This is a genomic window from Microbulbifer variabilis (assembly GCF_052467165.1).
Genome location: NZ_CP174301.1, coordinates 1,980,612 through 2,002,301, shown reverse-complemented (window position 1 = coordinate 2,002,301; position 21,690 = coordinate 1,980,612). Strand labels below are relative to the sequence as shown.

Below are 21,690 nucleotides of genomic sequence, written 5' to 3'. Positions count from 1 at the left end.
GGCTTCATCTACAAAAGATATACAGCTGCACCACTCAAGGCTTAAAACGACGTGATTTACAATTTTCAGGCTGCCTTAACTGTTATTAATGGCACCGCCTGGTCATATTTTTTTAAGAAAAGTGCCATCTTTAACATGTTTGTAATATTCAAGTCGCAAAATCCGCACCAAATAGAGGGACAGCCAACAAACAGAACGGAAGGCCACCCCTCAACCCAAAACCATAAACTGTGCGAGACGACTATGAATAAGACCGCTCTCTCTCTGGCCATCGTTGCCATGATTCCTACAATGGCCAACGCCCAAGATGAAGGCGATGTACTCGACTTTTACGGCAAAGCCAATGTCACCTTCCAGGCTGCTGATGAGGGTGATGGCTCTGAAACTGACGTTCAGAGCAACGCTTCCCGCCTGGGCGTTAAGGGTGAAATCGCCCTGACCGACGGCATCAAGGGTATCTACCGTATGGAATACGAAGTAGATATGGACGGAGACGCCGATGACACCTTCTCCCAACGCAACATCTACGCTGGCCTGGAAGGCGGCTTTGGTCAGGTTATCGCGGGTAAATTTGACACCCCGCTGAAAGTTGCGCAGAAGAAAGTTGACCTGTTCAACGACCTGGAAGGCGATATCAAAAGCCTGATTACCAGCAGCGACAACCGCGAAGAAGATGCCCTGCAGTACACTACTCCTTCTTTCGCTGGCTTCAAAGCTTCTGCTGCTTATATCAGCAATAAAGGCGAAGTCATTAACGAAGAAACTGGCGAAGAGCGCAACAACGGTATCTCTGCTTCTGTTGCCTACGATAACAATGGCGTTTTCATGGCCTATGCATTCGACCAGGATGTTGAAGGCCAGGACATCGACGTTCAACGCTTTGTAGCCCAGTACAACATCGGCCCTGTACAGGTAGGTGCGTTGTTCGAAGACCAGGAAGACGCTGCTGGCAACAGCACCGACGGCTGGATGGGCTCTGTAGCCTACAAAATCGAACAGTGGACTATGAAGGCTCAGTACGGCCAGTCTGATATTAAAAAGGAAGGTGGTGAGACCTACAGCCTGGGCCTTGACTACAAGTTCAACAGCTCTGCCAAAGTATTCGGTTTCTACACCGACGAAACTGCTGATGGCGACTACGACCGCAGCTATGCCGGTATCGGTGCTGAGTACAAGTTCTAATTATTGCTTTATAGGGCAGTCATCCAAATTGGGTTTGGGTTGAGCAGTTTGGCTGTCATATATCTTTAGAACTTAAGAAAAGGCGGCCTCTGGCCGCCTTTTCTGTATCCACTTTAAGCGAAAATTGAATTGGTCAAATTACCAATAAATCCATAAATCTATTTACCGGCGTCTCCTCAAATTTCTTTTGTGCTTTGAAGAGACCTATGATTTTTTCCGCCCGATGAGGAGGAAAACGCGAGAGCAGGTTTGACCTGAACTTTTCCTCTAGCAACGGCATACCCTCCTGACGTCGGCGTCTGTGCCCCAACGGATATTCCACTTCAATCTTTTCTGTCTCGCTACCATTCCTGAAAAATACCTGGACCGCGCTGGCAATAGATCGCTTGTTCGGGTCGAGATACTCATCGCTATAACGCTTATCCTCAACAACTTCAATTTTTTTACGTAACTCATCTATTTCCGGATGATCCTGGTGAAAATCATTCTCATAACACCCGGCGGACAAATCTCCAAACAGCAGGCCGACTGCAACAATATATTGAAGACAATGATCTCTATCCGCGGCATTAGCCAAGTGACCTGTTTTGGAAATAATCCGAATTGCCGACTCATGAGTAGTGACTACAACCTTATCAATATCTGCGAAACGTCCTTCAATCTTTGAATGCAGGATAATCGCCGCCTCACAAGCTGTTTGACTATGGAACTCGGCTGGGTAAGAAATTTTGAACAAAATATTTTCAATAACATAGGAGCCGTACTCCCGGGAGAAGTGAAATTGGCGATTTACCGGCGCTTTTATTTTCTGATCGGCATTGGTTTTACTGAAAGAAACATCATAAAACCCCCACTGCTTTGCTGTCAGCGCGCTAGGTACCCCCATTTCCCCACCCAAAGCCATTTCAGCCAGACGCACTCCCCGGGATGTGGCATCTCCTGCAGCCCAGGACTTACGGGAACCAGTATTAGGCGCATGTCGATAGGTACGTAAAGCACTGCCATCCACCCATGCCAGAGAGACTGCAGCCATCACCTCTTCCCGGCTCCCCCCTTTTAACCAGGCCGTCACTGCCGCCGAAGCTACCCGCACAAGTAAAACATGATCGAGTCCCACACGATTAAAGCTGTTAGCCAGTGCCAATACACCCTGGATCTCATAGGCTTTAACCATTGCCTCCAGGACTGTTCGCATCTTTAGCGGGGGCTCCCCAACGGATATCTTCTTCCGGGAAAGATAATCACTGACCGCCAATATGGCCCCCAGATTATCAGATGGATGCCCCCACTCTGCCGCAAGCCATGTATCGTTGTAATCCAGCCAGCGAATGGTAGCGCCTATATCCCAGGCGCTCTTTACCGGGTCCATACGGAATTGGGTACCCGGCACACGGGCCCCATTAGGCACCACAGTGCCCTCTGCCAGAGGACCCAATAATTTAGTGCATTCAGGAAAACCTAATGCCAGACACGCACAACCCAGAGAATCCATCAAGCAATAGCGAGATGTTCGCCAAGCCTCATTAGAATCAACCTGGAATTTGAGAACATAATCAGCAATATCCTGTATCACCTGATCATAATCTGGGCGGTCAGCCCGGCTTGAATCAGAACACATAGCTAAGAGCCTGATGCAAAAAACAAAAGGAAATTACACAAGTTTAGCTGTTTTCGACAACGCCACTAATCAGTTTGAAGTGAGATCCTCGACCCGAAGCTTGATAATCGAGAAAAATATCTTGATGATACTGGCTCCTGGAATTTACGACCGCCACATTAAGTCGGCCTGCCAGACCATTACTATTTAAGACACCAGCTTGTGAGGGATTTAGGGTGCACCCGACGCGATATTGTTTGAAATTAGACATTAGGCTAAGGGTTCAATTCCCCCCCCAAAAAAACTAACTCGCTCGAAACAAAGAGACCTAACTTTAAGAGCCTCCAGCAGGATTATGTTAAATTGCAAGAAATAGCCGCTAAAACAAAAAGAATATACTGCGCTAAAGAAACAGTATTATTCCGCCAGGGACAAGAATCCAGAAAAATCTATTTTATTCATACAGGCTATGTTCTTATCCATAAAGTGGATTTTCAAGGCAATTCTGGGCTTGTAGACTTATATGGACCAGGCTCCTGGTTTGGCCCCGGCCTAGGCGGGAATTCACAAGATATCGAAGCAATTGCCAAAATAGGCTGTGAGCTAGAGGTAACCTTTCCAGAAAATCTCAATACACTGATGCTTTCTCTGTCACAAACCCCAGAAGACCTTATAGAGCATTTAGCCAACAGGGAATCCCTGTTGCAGCAGCGTATATTTCAGCATATCACCGCACCACTGCCTGTAAGATTAGCAAGCTTGTTATCTCAACTCTTTTATTTTCGGGGGCAACCCTGCGCCCACGGGCATGAACTGGACGTTAGGCTTTCCCAGTCTGAGTTAGCGGCTATGGCCGGCGGCAGTAGACAAACTGTCAGCCAGCTACTTAACCGTTGGAAACAGGAAGGCGTAATCGATTACACACGCCAACATATATGTTTACTTAACAAAAACGCCCTCAAAGACTTAGCTCAAGGCTAAATCCAATTTTTTTGTCAGCTAGCTGACAGTTCATCACCCCTCGCCTCCCTATACTTTCAAAATATTGAGGGCCAGAGTTAATCCTCATCTCTATTGAATCAACATAGGAAGAGACGTCATGCGGACCATCTGTTTAGCGACACTGGGAATTCTCTTTAGCTTGCAGGCCATAGCCCAGGAAAACCTAAAGTCCACATTCAGTAATTTCGTCGATCCACGCGGAAATATCACCTTGCCTAAGGATTACCGCCAAAACTGGACCTTTCTCGGCTCTTATCAGGTAAAGTCCTCGAATGGCGAGGGATGGGATACCCACAATGTTTACACCCAACCTGCGGCAGTTAAAGCCTTTCGTAACACCGGAAAATTCCCGGATGGCGCAGTACTGGTAAAAGACGTCAACAGCACCAAATCAGAACCACTTACTACTGGTTTGGCATACTACTCCTCTGATCTCCAGTTCACATTTATGATGGTAAAGGACACTGAAGGGCGATTTCCCAAAAACGAGACCTGGGCCGAAGGTTGGGGATGGGCTTTATTTAAGCCAGGAATAACAGAAAGTGAAACCAAAACCTGGAAGGGCAGCGGGCTTAACAACTGTTTTGGATGCCACTTGCCAGCCAAGAATAATGACTGGGTATATACGCAAGGTTATCAACGGGTCCTACAGAATTAACAAGTAAGCAACATAAATCAGAGGTCAGAGGTCAGAGGTCAGAGGTCAGAGGTCAACTATTCGGCTAGAAAAACAAGCATAGCCCCGTCCAAATCAGCTTATCACTTCCACCCCGGCACTAATTGATTTATATCAATTAGTGCAACCTTGATTACCGTTAACATGCGGCCGCGTCCAACTATTCCACTATGAGTTTTTCCGTGTTTAAACCTGAGTTACTGTCCCCCGCAGGGACTTTAAAAAATATGCGATATGCGTTTGCCTATGGTGCCGATGCCGTTTATGCCGGCCAGCCCCGCTACAGCTTGCGTGTGCGCAATAATGAATTCAAAAATATTGAAACCCTGCGCCTAGGCATAGAAGAAGCACACCAGCAGGGAAAACAGTTCTATATCGCCTCTAACATCGCCGCTCACAACGACAAAGTTCGCAGTTACCTGCGGGACCTGGAAGAAATTGTCGAAATGAGGCCTGACGCCCTGATTATGTCCGACCCGGGCCTGATCATGATGGTAAGGGAGCGTTGGCCTGATCTGCCAGTCCACCTATCCGTTCAGGCCAATGCGGTAAACTACGCAACCGTAAAGTTCTGGCATCGCCAGGGGTTATCTCGGGTGATACTTTCCCGGGAACTGTCCCTGGATGAGATTGAAGAAATTCGCCAGAGAGTGCCTGAGATGGAGCTGGAAGTCTTTGTCCACGGTGCACTCTGTATCGCCTATTCCGGGCGCTGCTTGCTGTCCGGTTATATGACCCATAGAGATGCCAACCAGGGCGCCTGCACCAACTCCTGCCGCTGGCAATACCAAGCTCATGAAGCCAAAGAGAATGAAGTTGGCGAGTTGATTCATGTGCAAACCCAGCAACCCACCTCCGCCAGTGACAGTACTTCCCAGGCCTTTTTACTGCAGGAAGAAGGTCGTCCTGGAGAATATATGCCGGCCTACGAAGATGAGCACGGTACCTACATCATGAACTCCAAAGATCTACGGGCCGTACAGCATGTCAAGCGCCTCACGGAAATGGGGGTTCACTCTTTAAAAATCGAAGGTCGCACCAAATCCCACTACTATGTGGCTCGTACTGCCCAGATCTATCGTCGCGCGATAGACGATGCTGCAGCAGGAAAAGACTTTGACATGAAGATGATGGACGAATTGGAAACCCTCTCAAATAGGGGCTACACGGAAGGTTTCTACCGTCGCCATCCACCAGCAGAATACCAGCAATATGAAAAGGGATTGATATCAACTCCGGGCCAACAGTTCGTAGGCGAGCTTATTGACGGAAGTCCTGAGTATTTGACGATTGATGTTAAAAATCGCTTTGAACGCGGTGATCAATTGGAGTTAATGACTCCCAGCGGTAGCTTGTTCTTCCCCTTGAAGCAAATGGAGAATACGGAAGGCAAAGCGATCGATGTAGCTCCGGGATCCGGGCATATCGTGCAGATACCCCGACCAGAGGGGGTTGATGACGATCAACTTCAACAGGCGCTATTGGTCAAAGCTCTGGGATAACCCCCGGCCTGTAATTTGCACTAAGGCTTATCAAGCCCTTCTTTTTACAAACCTATTTTGTTAACGGTGTAGTGGTTTAGACAAACCACCGGATTCACTAAGCCACGACACCTTATTTCCATCATATCTCTTCCTTTTAACTTGTGAGTTGATCCTCAAAATTCATTGGGTAATCGTTAAATTTCTCAAGTGACTGCCCACCTCACAATATTCAAACCGTCCTGTATTTCCCTACCATTCACCGCAAGCAACTGGTTCTTGCACCAATTTTCCTGCATTTTCAGCCTTACCTAAAACCCTTATACAGCCTAAGTTTTGATCATAAAAATATGCTCGACAGTACTAATTACAAGATAAAAACCCGCCCTCCCTCGGAGTTCCAACAGGAATACCACCCTTTTTAATCGCTATGGTTTTCCACCTCTAACTCGCCTCCACATCAAGGTTTCACAGCAGAAAAGCGTGCAACGATTGCTTAACCAAGGAAATGCCGCAATATGGATATTATTAAACCTAAGAAACGCCCCCTGATTAAGCACCCTTTAATGCTGGGTGGTGCTGCTCTAGCTTTTGTGGCATTCACCAGCACTCTCCTCTTACTTCCTGATAGCGCCTACAAAGTTCAGCGGGAACAGCTGATGTTGGGTACCGTCCAACGGGGAGACCTGCAGGTTGTGGTAGATGGCTATGGTAGGCTGCGTTCAGACAAGCAGACGTTAATTACCGCTCTAACCGCAGCGAATGTTGAAAAAATTATGTTGCGTCCCGGTGCAGAAGTACAAAGTGATAGCATCATTATGCAGCTGAGTAATCCAGAGTTAATACGCGATCTGGATGGAGCCGAAACCTCCCTGGAACAGGAGGAAGCTAATCTGCGCCGGCTTGTTCTGAACAACCAGCGCGATGTGCTCGCGGAGGAAGCCATACTCGCGGAGCTGAACTCCAATTACCAGGTGATCAAGTTGCGTCGCGAAGCTGAGGACGAGCTGGTAAAAAGTGGAGTGGTTTCCCAGCTCACCTACCAAACCACCGTCTTACGCCAAGAGCAGATGAAAAAACGTGTGGACCTGCAAAAACAGCGTATCAATCACCTGCGCAAAGTCGCCGTCGAATCAGAGTTAATCCAGCGCGAGCAAATCAACCAAGCCCAGACCCAACTGCAAAGTATCCAGCAACGAACAGAGCGACTGACGGTACGCGCCGGCCTGGACGGCATACTACAAAGACTACCAGTAGAGCTGGGGCAAGGTGTCGATCCCGGCCAGGAGCTGGCGTTGATCGGCAGCGAGACAGATCTACTCGCCCTGGTTCAAGTACCACAATCCAAAGCAGAGCAACTGGAGGTTGGCCAGCCCGCTGAAATTGATACCCGCAGGGAAAAAGTCGAGGGCGTGGTAACCCGTATTACTCCTGAGGTTCGGGACGGCAATATTGAAGTGGAAATTGCTTTTAGCGCGGGCGCCCCGGAGTCTGCCAGGCCACAGCTCAACGTCGATGCCCGGATCTTCACCGCTACGATGGAAGATACACTGTTCGTCGAGAGACCTATCAATGTACAGAGGCACAGTGAGACCAACCTCTTCCTGATTAATGAAAACGGGGAGGAAGCGGCACTCCAGCCCATCAGCTTCGGTGAGGAGTCGGGCCGATATATCCAGATCACCCAAGGCGCCAATGAAGCGGACCGTATCATCCTCTCGGATATGGCCAATTTTAATGAAGCTGAGCATATCCAGATTGTTGACTAAAGCCTGAAACCCAAAGCGAGAACAGGGAGTTCGCTATGTCCAAGCCAATCCTCCATATGGCCGGGATCACTAAGGTGTTCAGCACCGAAGAAATGGAAACTCACGCCCTGCGGGGCGTTGACCTGAGTATTTACTCGGGGGAATTTGTTTCTATCTGCGGCCCCTCGGGTTGCGGTAAATCCACACTTCTCTCGATCCTCGGCCTGCTGGACCTCCCCACCAGCGGCAGCTATCAGATTGAAGGCACTGAAGTCGCTCAATTGTCGCTGCGTGAGGCGGCGACTATTCGCAACGAGAAAGTAGGCTTTATCTTCCAGTCCTTTAACCTGATTGACGAACTCTCAGTCTACGACAATATCGCCCTGCCCCTGCGATACCGACGCAATCCAATTGCCAAGTCTGAAGCCGACAAAAAAGTGAAACATTGCCTGGAGAAGGTAGGGATGGGTCACAGGGCCTCTCACAAACCTAACCAGTTGTCCGGTGGCCAACAGCAGCGAATCGCCATAGCCCGGGCGCTAGTTGGCAATCCGTCCCTGCTGCTGGTAGACGAGCCCACCGGCAATTTGGATTCCCACAATGGCGATGCGGTAATGGAAATGCTGCGGCAGCTCAACAATGAAGGGACCACCCTGTGCATGGTGACCCATGACCCTCGTTATGCAGACATGGCCAGCCGCCAATTGCATCTGCTGGATGGAAAAATCTCAACGCCGCAGCCCATAAAAGAGCCACACGAGATGGCCCTATGATCACCACAAAGGACCTGTCCATTGCCCTCCAGTCCCTCAATCGGGCGCGGAGCTACGCCACCACTATTATTCTGACCCTGGGTATCACCCTCGGCGCCCTGGTAACGCTATTTAATCTCAACTACCAACTGCTAGCCGAGCCCCTACCCTACCCGGACGAAGATCGGCTGTATGTCGTGAATGGTAATCTCTACCAGAACAAGCAGCTGCGGCTGGAAAACAACAGCCAATACCCCGCCCTGGTTGAAATCTATAAGAACGACAGTTTCTTCGAATCCAGCGCCCTGGTGTACTTCTGGGAAGATGTGGTTCGCAACTTATCCGGATCACCACGGGTTAATGTTTCCTATGTCTCTCCGGAATATCTCCAGCTGGCTGGAGCACCCCTGGCCTTGGGCAGACAATTCAATACCGATGAAGGGCTCGACAGCCGGGTTCCCGTGGCGGTTATCAGCTATCAAACCTGGGAGCAGATGTTCCGGCGCAGCCCAAATGTCTTGGAGCAAAGCCTGCAATTTGGGGAGGTGGACTTTCGTATTGTCGGCGTCACCGCCAAAGACTTCATTGAACCCCAGATCTATAAGCAGGGCCGACAAACGGCGGTCTGGCTGCCCTGGGACTTTAACGATACACAAGTAGAGCGCAGAAATAATTGGAGAGGCTTCCTGCCTTTTCGCATGCTCACAGGAAAGCTGAAGCCGGGCATTGACCCCGCCAGTGCGGGGCATGAATTAAGCACATTAATGGATGCCCAGTATCAAGCGGCCCTAGCGGGAAGATCCTCTTCGGTAGAAAGGTCCGTTGAATACCCACTCACCCCCTTCGCCAATAAAATACTTGGCGACAGTGCCACGCGAACTCTAATGGTAATGGGCGGTACACTGGTGCTTCTGTTAATTGCCTGCGCCAATGTTACCAACCTGATTCTTTCTCGCGCAGCCAAACAACAACGCAATATGGCGATACAGGTCGCGTTGGGCGCACACAAAAAACATATCTTTTTGGCCCTGCTGTGTGAAATCGGCCTACTTATGTTAGGGGCTGCATTACTTTCTCTACTTTTAGCCCTGGGGTCGACGGAAGTATTAAAGGTGATGGCTACGGAACAAATTCCTCGCATTCAAGAGCTCACCTTAAACTGGCAGACACTGGTTTTTGCACTGTTGTGTGCCTTACTTCTCGCCCTGTTCTTCTCAGCCATAGTCAGTCGCCAGGTTAATTACCGCGCACTGAATCAAATGCTGCAGAGCAGCGGCAAAGGTTCCGGCGTACAGATCTCGCCTCTAATCCGCAAGGTACTCATCAGTAGCCAAGTGGCAATGACCAGCTTACTCATAGTCGCCAGTTTACAGATATTCCTGCAAGCCAATCGCCTGATTAACCAACCATTTGGTTTCCCTTTGGACAACGTTCAGGTAATGACTCTGAATATCGGCAATCTTAGGAGCGCCCCCACTACCGAGCGAGAGAGTTATCTGAAGGCCATCAGGCAAAGATTGCTGGAGCACCCTAAAGTACAAAATGCCAGCCTGAGCTTAAACACTCCTATCTCTATCAGCCGGCCACTCTGGACCACATCCCTGAGTCAGGATGCCAGCCGACAAAACCCGGTGATGGCCAAGACCACAGTAGTCGACGAAAACTACCTTTCCATTTTGCGTATGCCACTGGTAGCTGGCCGCCATATCAGTGCGGCTGAGTTTTCCGATAACAATCGCATGATGCTCGTTAACGAAACCCTGGCCCAGCAGCTGGAACCGGATGGAGAAGTATTAGGTAAGCGCTACTACTGGCGAGGTGATTTGCCCTACCAAGTGGTCGGCATAGTGCGCAACGCAAGCCTGCCCGGCAAAAAGGAACCCGCCCGCTTATTTGTGCGCGGTATCAATGTGAGCTATCCCCTACTCGTACTCAGACATAAGCCTCACCAACCACTCAGCACCACAGAAATCAATCGGGAATTTGCCGGAGTAAACAGGCAGTACAAAGTTTCCGAGCTATTCTCCCTGGAGCAGGCGCGAGACCTACTCCTAAGCAATGACCGGGTCTCAGTTTGGGTAACCACCGCCCTCACATTACTGGCACTCAGCCTTGCTGCCATCGGTATCTTTGGAGTGCTCAGTTACAGTGTACAACTGCGGCGTACCGAGCTTGGCGTGCGCATGGCAATCGGCGCCCGCCCAGCGACGATTTTCTATCACACCCTGATCGATAGCTTGATTCCCGTAATTATCGGTATCGCTGTAGCGACTTTGGTAGTGGTCCCACTGGCACTTTGGCTTGAGCAAAGCGAGTTCAGCATTGAAACCAGCCTCTGGGGCTGGCTGCTGCCACCACTACTTATTATCGGCCTAACCGCCTCGGTTACCCTGCTTTCTGTATGGAAGGTAATCAACAAGCCCGCGATTTACGCCCTGCGTGGCACAGGGTAGTTACTCTTTACGCCAATATCCGACACTGCTTGAGATTGTACTCGCTTCATGCAATCTTTGCTGCGAATACAACGATAAGAAATGGAAGAACCAATGCAGCCTCAACAGTGGTTATCAAGTGGCCAATACTTCAGCTACCAAAATCACCGGTTATTCTATATCGACAGCGATCCAAATAACCTTCAGAAGCCAATACTATTGATGGTTCACGGCTTCCCAACAAGTAGCTATGACTGGCATAAAGTTTGGCCACAACTTACGGAAAATTTCCGGTGTATTGCCATGGATATGCTGGGCTTTGGGTATTCTGACAAACCAAAACAACACCGGTATAGCATCCATGAGCAAGCCGACTTACAAGAAGAGCTTCTACATCGCCTAGAAATCACTTCATTACATCTATTGGCACACGACTACGGCGATACCGTTGCCCAGGAACTGCTCGCTAGAGACAATAGCCGGGAAAAGAAGCTTTTCCGTTCTACGTGCTTACTGAATGGTGGTCTCTTTCCTGAAACGCACAAAGCACGACCCATCCAGAAGTTACTGATTTCCCCCATCGGCCCCCTGATCAACTTGCTAGTGAACTATCGTCAATTCTGCCGCAGTTTCAAGGTGCTGTTTGGACCTGCCACCAAGCCCACAGAGACCGAATTGCGTGAACTCTGGCAAATTATCCAGTACAACGGCGGCAAATACCGTTTCCACAAACTGATAAATTACATGCAAGAACGACTCGAATACCGCCAGCGATGGCTGGATGCCCTAAACCAGTACCCTGGCCCACTGCAGCTCATAAATGGCTCATATGACCCGGTTTCAGGCGCACATATGGTAGCCCGGTTCCGCGAACTGATAGAGCGGCCAGCTGGCATCGTAGAACTGGCAAAAGTGGGACACTATCCGCAGTGGGAAGCACCAGATCTTCTCGCATCAACCTACCTAGGGTTTATTGAGAACCATTCAAAAAAAGTGACTCCAATCAGCCTATAACCAAAGGCTAGATTGCCAAAATTCTATCCAAACAATAAAAGATTGCCGTCAATGAAAGAGTTGCCCCCAGGTATAACCCCCTATAAGAAAACCCCTGAATTCACTGAAGAAGACATCCCTCCAGGACTACTGAAAGATCACAATACCAAGGAGGGAGTATGGGGGAAAATTGTAATCCTCTCCGGATCACTGGAATATACGATTCAAGAGCCTGAAGTGGAGATTGTTGAGTTGAATCCTCAAAAATTTGGCGTAGTAGAACCAACTATAAGGCACCACATAAAACCGCTAGGGGACGTAAAATTTTATGTTGAGTTCTATCGATAAAAATCATCCAATCCAGCTATCTTGATAGATAGATCTGGTACAGCCCTGCTTCCTCAAGTCAAAGAAGGCAGATAGACACAGGATACATTTCAGCCACCTATATAAAAGGACAAGATCAACTTCAATGATAAGTAACGTGGATAGTTAGACAGATATTCTCAACCAGAATATAAAATAAACCACAAAAAATCCAAGGAAGTATTTATGTATCGGATTGCATTGCTCACTTTATCTTTCCTGATCGCCAATGCTGTAACTGCAAATTCACCCGATGATAAGAAAAGCATAGAGAGGGCTGTACTCGACTATATTGAATCACAACACCAGGTTAAGCCCAAATTAATGGGTAGGGGTTTAGATAAAAAATTAGCCAAAAGAACCTATTGGAAAACTAAGGATGGTTCAGAGTTCATAATGGAGACAGATTATGAAACCATGCTTTGGATAGCCGAAAACTACAATAAGGATGGAGATAAGTTTCCACCTTCCCCTAGAATTGATATAGATATCCTTGATATTGATAATCGAGCTGCATCGGTAAAATTATCTGTAGATGAGTGGATTGACTACATGCACTTATATAAAAATGATAGAGACGAATGGAAGATAATCAACGTTCTCTGGCAATACCATGACAACAATAGACATGTAAGCAAGAAATAAACTGGGGCAATACGGGCCTAAAGCAAATGGACACTTCTGTATATCATGTGATTTCAAAATGCACTCAAACCCAAGACAGAAAATCACAACTTCCTGCCTCTCAGAAAACTATCAGTTTAAAATCACTATTTGCTGGTTTGGACCTTGGAGCATTTTAACTACAGCTGGTAAATTAAGATATCCGAGGTCACATAATGCTTAAGCAGAATACCAAGATGACAAAGAGATTCATATCATCAGCATTTCTACTTATTGCTCTCGTTGGGTGCGCACACCAGGAAGACACCCTGAATAATGAATTGTGGCCAGGGGATCTAAACATGTATCAACTTAGCTACTCAAATGAGCCTCAGCCAGGTAATACCCAATCTCTATACACGCAACCTGAATATAATGAAAATAAGAACAAGCAAAAGCTTATTTCTGACTCTATAAACTGGCATATAAGAGCTGGATACCTAACATTTATCCTACGATAGCGATATAAAGAAGTAGTATGGGGCTATCAGCCCCATACTTCACCATTAACAGCACAAAAGTAATTGCATGAAAAAGACCCTGATTAAAATTCTAATTTATACTTGCTGTATTACAATTCATGATTCGCTTGCAGATCACGGAACAGGTATAGATAAGGCATCTGAGAGCCGACACCCACAGGAAAATGAGCAGCTAACCCGTTTATTTAACCAGGATCAGATTGCACGCAAGCTATCACACGACGAAATCGACTGGAATGTACTTAATCATAAAGACAAGAATCGACGTGAAAAAGTACTAAAGATGCTAGCAGAGGGCCGAATTAAGACTTCAAAAGACTTCTACCATGCAGCACTTATTTTCCAGCATGGCAATAATGCGGAAGATATTAGGCTAGCTCACGCACTTACCACCATAGCAGCCACCCTTGCTGAGGACAAAAGCAAGGCAAATTGGTTAAAAGCAGCTACATGGGATCGATTAATGATGAACCTAAACCAACCACAATGGTATGGCACCCAGTTTGTGAAAGACCCATCGGGAAACTGGAGCCTGTATGATATAGATCCTGATATAATCTCTGATCAGCAACGAATAGACTGGTCAGTTCGAGTAATAGAAGAATCGAAGGCTTTAGAGAAATCACTGAACAACACCAAGGAAGGCAAGCATTAATTAAGCTGACCATTTTTCTTATTACGACGAGGGAAGAACTAAGAATAAGCATGATAAGACCAGTTACTACTTTAGACTCCGCAGAGATTGCTGAAATCTACAATTACTATATAGAAAGTACTTTTATTACTTTTGAGACCGAGCCTGTTTCAACTGAAATTATCACCAACAGGATCGAAGAATGCTCCAGAAACAACCTCCCCTGGCTTGTCGCAGAAAATGAAGGTCGCATAGTTGGCTATTGTTATGCCAGTAAATGGAAGAGGCGCTGTGCATATCAGCACTCAGTAGAAGCTACCGTATATTTAGATACAAATTCAATATCCAAAGGCTGGGGTTCGAAGATTTACGCAGAATTATTAAAGCAGTTGATACAGCTTGATGTTCATGCAGTTATCTGCGGTATAGCACTACCCAATGCAAGTAGCATCGCACTTCATGAGAAATTTGGCATGAAGAAAGTCGCTCATTTTAAGGAAGTGGGATACAAGTTTGGGCAGTGGGTGGATGTTGGTTATTGGCAATGCTTACTTTCCTCAGGAAAATAATTAAGATATATAACCATTCGATTACGATAACCACGTATTAGATATATACTTTTACACTAGCTTTCGCCATAAGAAGGAAGTCAAATGATTTTTTCAACTACAGAAACAGTACCAGGAAAGGAAATCTCAGAGGTGCTGGATATCGTCACTGGCAATGTTGTTCAGTCAAAACATATCGGTCGTGACTTAATGGCAGGGATCAAGAGTATTGTCGGTGGAGAGATCCGCGGCTATACCGAAATGCTGACCGAAGCGAGAAAAAAAGCCTTTCAAAGACTGAGCGATAGCGCAGCACAGAAAGGTGCTGACGCCGTAGTGGGTATTCGCTTTACTACAAGTGCTATTATGGACGGCTCCTCAGAGATCCTGGTTTTTGGTACAGCAGTTAAGTTAAAAAGATAGGCTGTTGGCATCAAAAAATTTGAACAATTTCCCTGTATAGACTTAACCCAAGCTAGAAGCTGCTACTTATTTTTACTCTACTAATTTACACGACTAAAGCTCTACCGCAAACTGCCCCAACTTTCTCCGCACCGCCGGCAAAGAGTTGGCGGCAGCTATAAGGGCCCTGAATTCAAATCTTGCCTTAAGGGATTGCCCAGTGACTATTTTGCGGCCATGCTCGGTAACGTCAATAACCTTCTTGTCCTCCCTGTGACGCAATTCTGAGTACCCAGTGAGCCGCCCTGCTACAACCCGCGCTGCTAGCTCAGCAGCATCGGCAATCCCCAAGTTCATACCGCGGCCGCCTACAGGAGAATGACAGTGGGCTGCATCTCCAGCAAGATGTATTCTGCCTTTCGAGTAGGTCTCAGCCTGGCGAACAGAAATATTAAAGGTTCCCTGACGACGAACTCTCTTGATATCCAATGCCATTGGGAAAGCCCCTATGGCATCGTCACAGCTTGCCACCAAACGATGGCGCCCCTCCCCTAAAGGCACTGCAACAGCTACCACTCCGGACTCCATTTTTACCAATGTGAACTTTCTTTTTGGGGGCCAACCATCGGTATCGACATCGGCAATCGACCATTCTTCCTTCAGGTCAAACCCAGGATAATTAATACCTGCAGCCTCACGAACAGTGCTGTGGATACCATCCGCTCCAATCACAAGATCGAAACGCTCCTCCTCACCCGCATTAAACTGGGCTATCACTCCGCCTTCAGATTCAGTAAGAAATGTAAGCTCTTTCTGATATTCGACCTCAACACCCATACCTGATAGTACCTGGGCCATAAGGGATTCGGTCCTGTCTTGAGGCAATCCGAGAATAGTGGGGAAATAGGTGCGATCGGAGTGAAGGGGGAATTCAAGCGCTAGTCGCGTATCCAGATAGATACAGGCAGCTTGAACAGCAATACCTTCAGCTATCAATTTCTCTGAAACACCTGACTTCGAAAGCAATTCAAGACTGCGGGAAGTAATACCCACAGCCCTACTTAGAGTGGATGCGCTGTCCCGACGGTCAATAATCCTTGGTGACAAACCAAGGCGGGTAAGCTCAATGGCAGCGGTAAGACCAGTAGGTCCCGCCCCAACAACCAATACTTTCACAAGCCACCTCGAATAACTTCACTATCAGGCCACTGCTATCTGCGTAAAGTATAAACATGAACTCTCGGTTTCACCCCTATACATAAAGCTCAGGTGGTTATCGATACAAAGGGTACAATCCACCAATGAAAGGAGTAATTATGCTCCCTTACAACTAAAAAGAGTGCTGAAATCAGGAAGCTTTAGCTACTAAATCCAGGACATTATCATAACCACCCCGTGATATGTAGCGACTAATACGAACCGAGCACTGCAGAAATAAATTATTTATTCATTTTAATATTTTATTAATTATATCTTAAATTAATAAAAAAATTATAAAAATATAGACCGCCAACCCACAGGATAAACCCTCCCCTTAGACGCAGCAAATCCACCTAAAAAGAAAGAATCAGCAAGCCCCTTAAACTATCACTTTCCACAGAAATATCACATAAATATGTAGCCTAAGACGCAAAAGAATATTAAACTCAACTCCATGAAACTGCAAAAAAGCAACAATCTGAAATAACAGAAAACCACCATGATTGACCGAAGACTATTTATTAAGATTAGCAGCCTTTTACTTGCAGCCCCGATATTCGCAAAAAAATCATTAGCCATGCAGGACTTAACCTTCAGCTCGCTGCACATGCCAGATGAAAGCGATCAACACAAGAGAACATGGATGGCTTTTGTTGCCAATGATTATATTTGGTCACATAAGCAAATTCCTGAGGTAAAAAGGAATCTGGCATTAATTGCAAATACAATTGCCAAATATGAGCCCGTATCTCTCCTTGTGAGCAGAAAAAATTTACATGAAGCAGAAGAGCTACTGGATATAGATAATTCAAATTTTAAAATCGAGCTTCATACTTTTGAAGTCGATGATCTATGGCTTCGTGACACTGCCCCTATCTTTGTAAGATCCACCTATGGGGAGAAAATTGCACTGAATTTCAATTTCAATGGTTGGGGCAACAAACAGGAACACTCGTTAGACAAACAAGTCGCCAGGTATATTGCCAATACATCTGGAGCAATCCATGAGAGAGCCAACATTGTACTAGAGGGTGGGTGCTTTGAGGTTGATGGAAATGGCACAGCGATTATGACTGAGAGCTGCATCCTCAATAAAAACCGCAATCCAGGATGGTCAAAAATAGATATTGAGAAGGAACTCAAGACACTGCTCGGATTACGTAAAATTATTTGGCTCAAAGGCATTAAGGGAATGGATATCACAGACGGCCATACCGATTTTTACGCACGTTTTATCAAACCAGGGGAAGTTATAGTCAGCAGGGATAATTATCAATCCTCCTATGACTATGAGGTTACTCGCGAAAATATCAACACATTAAGCAATAGTGTCGACGCAAATGGAAATCCGCTAAACCTACACGTCCTGGATACACCAGAAATTATTAATGAGAGATTTGGTACTAAAGACTTTGCCGCAGGCTATATTGGTTACTATGTTTGTAACGGCGCAATAATTGCTCAAAAATTTGGCGATAGAAATGCAGATGAGAAAGCCAGAGCTGTTTTGCAAAGCGCCTTCCCCAATCATATAATTGAGCAAATAGCAATTGATGGAATTGCTTCAGGTGGAGGCAGCGTCCACTGTTCTACACAGCAAGAGATTATTGTTTGATTCTGCTTTTCTTTAAAAATTTTCTGCATCACTTGCAAAACTTTCCATAAGTACCCAGAAAATTATTGGGTTATTTCTGGGAACCCTGGGTGCAGCCTGGATAGGCTTCAAGAGAAATATGGCTGCATTAACACTGGACCTAAACCGGGGGCGAGCTGGATCTTCTTATCAGGTGCAATTTCACTTAGCCTGTATAACCCACTGGTTAAGCGGGTTCACTCTGATGAACCTACAGAGGTCATGGCCTATTGGGTAATTTTATTCGGTGCACTCTGGTTATTGTTTTTTACCCTCCCCCTCTTAGGCACCATAAACTGGCAAAATACATCTTTTCAACTCAATGGCAGCTTACTTTATTTAGCGCTATTCACCACACTAGTGAGTTTCTTTCTGCTGCAGTTCGACACGGTAAAAATTGGTCCCACCAAAGTAGCCGCTTATGGATTCTTGAACCCGATTTTTGTACTGGCACTAACCCTGCTTCTGGAAATGTCAGAATTCAGTAGTTCCTTTTTCCAAGTATTATTCTGGTCTTCTTGACTATGTTATTTATTCAGGCAGAAAAGACAGCATAAAAGGCACCCCAAATATTGAACTACAGATCACTGCTGTACCCTCTTAACCCTCCCCTTACCCACACTGCAGGAGGAGTGATAGATCTAATTCACAGGCTTCTCAATCTCATAAATTGCATCAGATATATCTTCCAGTTTTGAAGATACAATAGCCAGTGCATCATGCAGCCCTTGATTGTAGAAGCCAGCCCCCATCTCCCTTGCAAGAAAATCGATCAAGAACTCCACCTCAAAGCCACCAGCTTCGAGATCAAACTCCTCAGAAAGGTATTTCCTTATCTTCTCCACCAATACAGATTTACGTTCTTTTTCAAGTACAATTTCTGGCATAAGAATAACCCTGTCATTACTTCATTTTTACCCGGAAAAGCTATTAAACATATACTGGGATATATTAGTAAACAAAGACTACGATGACTTCCATAGGTATACAAGACAGAATGAAAAAAATCCGAGCAGCCCAGGGCTTCTCGGATTTGAGGGGCTCTTATTGGGAACTTTACTTAAAAATTGTAGTTGAAACGTACTCCGTAGCTCACAGGTGTGGAGAATGGACCGGATACCAGGCCATCACTTCCATCTGCGTAGTACGGAACAATTTCATCGGTAATATTGTTACCATAAGCTTCAACATTCCACTGATCATCTGGGCTTATATACTTGATGGACGCATTGATCATCCAGAAAGAATCTCGGCCATCATCATAAGCCGAAGTATCACCAGCCGGGAAATCATGCTTATCAACATTCCAGTAGGTCAGATAAGACTCATCTTCCCAGTGGATGCCTATAAACGGAATAATTGCACCGCCGTGGACCAACTCAAAGGTGTGATCATAATTGATTGTGAAGCTGAATTCAGGAGATACAGGCAGCTCGTTACCCTTCAAATTTCGGAAGAGCTCTTCATTAGTATTGTCATGAGCTAAACCGTAATCCGAAATTTCGAATAACGCTTGGTTATTGAAATTCCAGCGGTTCTGAAAATCAGAGGTGATTTCTGTTTGCATCCAGGTAGCAAAACCACTGATTCGGCCATTCGGATAGGGGGCCCAGTCAAACTCTAACTCTAACCCCATAATCTCTGCGCTAGCAGCATTCTTAGTAAGGTAAATAACGACGGGCTCGGTCGTAATTTCACCTGCGTTCTCACCTTCTCGCTCTACCGCATAGTACGAGTATGCAGTATCAGGTGCAGCTAGCTGCATATCCTTATAGTCGGAGAAAAAGAAGGTACTAGCCAGATTTAGTCGACCATCCAAGAAGGTACCTTTTGCTCCTAGCTCCCAAGTAATGACCTTCTCCTCATCATAGCTAGTGTCAATTACCTGTTGAACAACCCGATTTCCCTCATCATCGTAGATGTACTCAGCCGTGTCCGGGTCTTGCTCATATTGGATGACAACATCACCCAAACCACCGGACTTAAATCCACTTGCAACATATGCATACAGCATGACTTCATCTGTCAGGTCATAATCGAGACCAATTCGAAAGTCGGATGAATCCCAGCTCTTGCTGACATCATTGTAAGTATCAATTGTATAAATTGAGCTGTCAGCAAAGTGGTTGGTAGAGAAGCTATTAAAGGTGCCCTGTAAATAGGCAGGGAAGCAGCCATACTCTTCATCTGATTCAGTGGACCAGTCTCGAGTGCAACTCAGGTTGTTACCACCTACATCACTCTTCTTATCTTCCGTATATCGACCACCAACAGTTAGGTGGAGGGTATCAGTAAGGTCATAGGTAGCCTGAGCAAATACTGCGCTGGCTTCTATAGTTCTATCTGGCTGCCTCCAGAATACGGCATTATCTAATGAGGCCAGAAAGTAACCATTCAGATCAGTGGTCTCGTGGAAATAAAACAAACCTGTAATCCACTGTAGGGGACCATCACCTGTAGATTGTAACTGTAACTCATGGGAGTAAGAGACATTTTCTGAGTCTGTAATGCTCATACTCATATCCCAGGTATTGCGACCAGCATCAATATCAATCAGGTTGCTTCGTTCCTGAACTGCATACCCGGTGTTATACACAAACGCCATGGTATCGCTGAAATCCCAGCGGAAGTTAGAACGGAATGAAGTCATGGTGAGATCAAGTTCACCTGGTACATTCACCGCTACGGTGTACTCATCAGCACCGGAGCCGTAGTAGGTTTCACAAGTTGTTCCATCTTCGCGCTGCTCAGCCTTTTCACAGTCGATAGTGTTGATGCCGCCTGCACTACTATCCTGATAGTGTTCCGCTACGGCATACCAAGAAATATCGTCAGTCGGTTCCCATAACGCACCTATACGCACCGCTTGCTGATCAACATTCCCATAAAAATCTTCAGCATCCGCCCTGACCAGCTGATAGTCTGTGGCTCCTTCAGCGTTATTCGCCTGAATAAAAGTTGTGATTGCGTTATCAGCTAATACACCCGCACCTACAGAGTCAGCATCAATATAGCGATTATCCCACTGGTTAACGTCATAAAACCCGGTAAGGTAGGAATCCCGTGTCTCATCCATAAAGGACGCACGAAGAGCAAAGGTGTCTGAAACTGGAATATTGATAACACCTTTTACCAGCTCTTGATTCCAGCGACCGAACTCAACTCCGACTGAACCTTCGAACTCATTAATTACCGGTCTTTTTGAAATAACATTAATGGCACCAACGGTAGAGTTACGCCCATAAAGGGTGCCCTGCGGCCCACGCATGGCTTCAACCCTTTCGGAGTCAAACATCATTGCCATAGCAGACTGGGGGCGTGATGAGTAAATACCATCGAAGTGCAAACCAACAGCTGGGTCACCAAACTCAGTGGTGTTAGTAGAGCGCACGCCCCGCATAGAAATTACAGGGGAGGACTGGGAGGCATCATAGCCAATATCCACATTAGGGATAGTGTTGCCCAAATCCTTTACGTTCTTTATCCCTTGTCGATCCAGCTCTTCTTGAGTAAATGCACTGATCGCTACCGGGGTTTCCATCAGGTTGGTTTCGCGCTTGGTTGCGGTAACCGTTACTTCTTCTAGTACCCAATCATCATCCTGTTGGCTTTCTTCCTGAGCCCAAGCCGACACTACCGCAACATTTGCCATTGCAATCGCAAGGGTAAGTGGTTTTTTAATTCTCATTGATGTCTCTCCAATCTGCTGTAAAAGGAAAGCCAAATTTGATTGTTATACGTGGCTAACCCTAAAGGCCGTCGGCTATACGGCGACTAGATTAAAATCTCAGAAAGGAGAGCTCTGTGAAACCAAGATACGACGGGAGGGATCGCGATTAGGACAAATCGGACCAATCTGCTTTAAGCCAGGATATCAGCCAACTACTTAAATATTTGGA

General features: G+C 46.4%; 19 protein-coding genes. 15 read left to right on the top strand and 4 right to left on the bottom strand.

Annotation, left to right across the window (positions count from 1 at the left end; all coding sequences use genetic code 11):
- Window positions 1–243 precede the first annotated feature (243 nt).
- Window positions 244–1,182 (top strand): porin, encoded by a 939-nt coding sequence (locus ACJJIP_RS08990; RefSeq protein ID WP_282953379.1) that lies wholly within the window; start codon window positions 244–246, stop codon window positions 1,180–1,182.
- A 133-nt stretch (window positions 1,183–1,315) separates the two neighbouring features.
- On the opposite strand, the gene ACJJIP_RS08985 is transcribed toward ACJJIP_RS08990, so the two are convergent.
- Window positions 1,316–2,800: a bifunctional 2-methylcitrate dehydratase/aconitate hydratase gene (locus ACJJIP_RS08985; RefSeq protein WP_444946707.1), complete on the bottom strand. Its 1,485-nt coding sequence runs from the start codon at window positions 2,798–2,800 to the stop codon at window positions 1,316–1,318.
- Window positions 2,801–3,142: 342 nt separating this feature from the next.
- Between ACJJIP_RS08985 and ACJJIP_RS08980 the strand changes: the two genes are divergently transcribed.
- The 12 genes from ACJJIP_RS08980 (at window position 3,143) to ACJJIP_RS08925 (ending at window position 14,979) form a co-directional block, all read left to right on the top strand.
- Window positions 3,143–3,760 (top strand): Crp/Fnr family transcriptional regulator, encoded by a 618-nt coding sequence (locus ACJJIP_RS08980; RefSeq protein WP_020412953.1) that lies wholly within the window; start codon window positions 3,143–3,145, stop codon window positions 3,758–3,760.
- 118 nt (window positions 3,761–3,878) lie between these two features.
- On the top strand, window positions 3,879–4,439 hold the full coding sequence (locus ACJJIP_RS08975) for a cytochrome P460 family protein (RefSeq protein WP_444946706.1): 561 nt from the start codon (window positions 3,879–3,881) through the stop codon (window positions 4,437–4,439).
- A gap of 188 nt (window positions 4,440–4,627) precedes the next feature.
- Window positions 4,628–5,959, top strand: coding sequence for a prephenate-dependent tRNA uridine(34) hydroxylase TrhP (gene trhP / locus ACJJIP_RS08970; protein ID WP_444946705.1), 1,332 nt, complete (start codon window positions 4,628–4,630; stop codon window positions 5,957–5,959).
- 497 nt (window positions 5,960–6,456) lie between these two features.
- A complete protein-coding gene (locus tag ACJJIP_RS08965; protein ID WP_444946704.1) occupies window positions 6,457–7,707 on the top strand; it encodes an efflux RND transporter periplasmic adaptor subunit in 1,251 nt (416 codons plus the stop codon).
- Between the two features lie 35 nt (window positions 7,708–7,742).
- Window positions 7,743–8,459 carry an ABC transporter ATP-binding protein gene (locus tag ACJJIP_RS08960; protein ID WP_020412957.1) on the top strand — a complete coding sequence of 239 codons (717 nt, stop codon included), beginning with the start codon at window positions 7,743–7,745 and terminating at the stop codon, window positions 8,457–8,459.
- Entirely contained in the window at window positions 8,456–10,891 is a 2,436-nt protein-coding gene (locus ACJJIP_RS08955; protein ID WP_444946703.1) for an ABC transporter permease, read from the top strand. Before ACJJIP_RS08960 ends, ACJJIP_RS08955 begins: the two co-directional genes overlap by 4 nt.
- Before the next feature lie 93 nt (window positions 10,892–10,984).
- A complete protein-coding gene (locus ACJJIP_RS08950) occupies window positions 10,985–11,884 on the top strand; it encodes an alpha/beta fold hydrolase (RefSeq protein ID WP_444946702.1) in 900 nt (299 codons plus the stop codon).
- Between the two features lie 51 nt (window positions 11,885–11,935).
- Window positions 11,936–12,211, top strand: a complete 276-nt coding sequence (locus ACJJIP_RS08945; RefSeq protein WP_444946701.1) for a TehB family protein — start codon at window positions 11,936–11,938, stop codon at window positions 12,209–12,211.
- A gap of 204 nt (window positions 12,212–12,415) precedes the next feature.
- Window positions 12,416–12,874 carry a nuclear transport factor 2 family protein gene (locus tag ACJJIP_RS08940; RefSeq protein WP_020412961.1) on the top strand — a complete coding sequence of 153 codons (459 nt, stop codon included), beginning with the start codon at window positions 12,416–12,418 and terminating at the stop codon, window positions 12,872–12,874.
- Window positions 12,875–13,420: 546 nt separating this feature from the next.
- A complete protein-coding gene (locus ACJJIP_RS08935; protein ID WP_444946700.1) occupies window positions 13,421–14,029 on the top strand; it encodes a hypothetical protein in 609 nt (202 codons plus the stop codon).
- Between the two features lie 50 nt (window positions 14,030–14,079).
- Window positions 14,080–14,577 carry an arsinothricin resistance N-acetyltransferase ArsN1 family B gene (locus ACJJIP_RS08930; RefSeq protein WP_444946699.1) on the top strand — a complete coding sequence of 166 codons (498 nt, stop codon included), beginning with the start codon at window positions 14,080–14,082 and terminating at the stop codon, window positions 14,575–14,577.
- Window positions 14,578–14,661: 84 nt separating this feature from the next.
- The gene (locus ACJJIP_RS08925) at window positions 14,662–14,979 is read left to right on the top strand and encodes a heavy metal-binding domain-containing protein (protein WP_444946698.1); all 318 of its coding nucleotides are present in this window, start codon (window positions 14,662–14,664) and stop codon (window positions 14,977–14,979) included.
- Between the two features lie 93 nt (window positions 14,980–15,072).
- Here the strand turns inward: ACJJIP_RS08925 and ACJJIP_RS08920 are convergent, their stop codons facing one another.
- Window positions 15,073–16,134: an FAD-dependent oxidoreductase gene (locus ACJJIP_RS08920; RefSeq protein WP_444946697.1), complete on the bottom strand. Its 1,062-nt coding sequence runs from the start codon at window positions 16,132–16,134 to the stop codon at window positions 15,073–15,075.
- Between the two features lie 523 nt (window positions 16,135–16,657).
- On the opposite strand from ACJJIP_RS08920, the gene ACJJIP_RS08915 reads away from it, so the two are divergent.
- A complete protein-coding gene (locus ACJJIP_RS08915; protein WP_444946696.1) occupies window positions 16,658–17,773 on the top strand; it encodes an agmatine deiminase family protein in 1,116 nt (371 codons plus the stop codon).
- Window positions 17,774–17,791: 18 nt separating this feature from the next.
- Window positions 17,792–18,313 (top strand): EamA family transporter, encoded by a 522-nt coding sequence (locus ACJJIP_RS08910; protein WP_444946920.1) that lies wholly within the window; start codon window positions 17,792–17,794, stop codon window positions 18,311–18,313.
- Between the two features lie 119 nt (window positions 18,314–18,432).
- On the opposite strand, the gene ACJJIP_RS08905 is transcribed toward ACJJIP_RS08910, so the two are convergent.
- Both ACJJIP_RS08905 and ACJJIP_RS08900 read right to left on the bottom strand, forming a co-directional pair.
- Entirely contained in the window at window positions 18,433–18,678 is a 246-nt protein-coding gene (locus ACJJIP_RS08905; protein ID WP_020412969.1) for a DUF2164 domain-containing protein, read from the bottom strand.
- A 173-nt stretch (window positions 18,679–18,851) separates the two neighbouring features.
- Window positions 18,852–21,479, bottom strand: a complete 2,628-nt coding sequence (locus ACJJIP_RS08900) for a TonB-dependent receptor (RefSeq protein ID WP_444946695.1) — start codon at window positions 21,477–21,479, stop codon at window positions 18,852–18,854.
- Window positions 21,480–21,690: the final 211 nt, after the last annotated feature.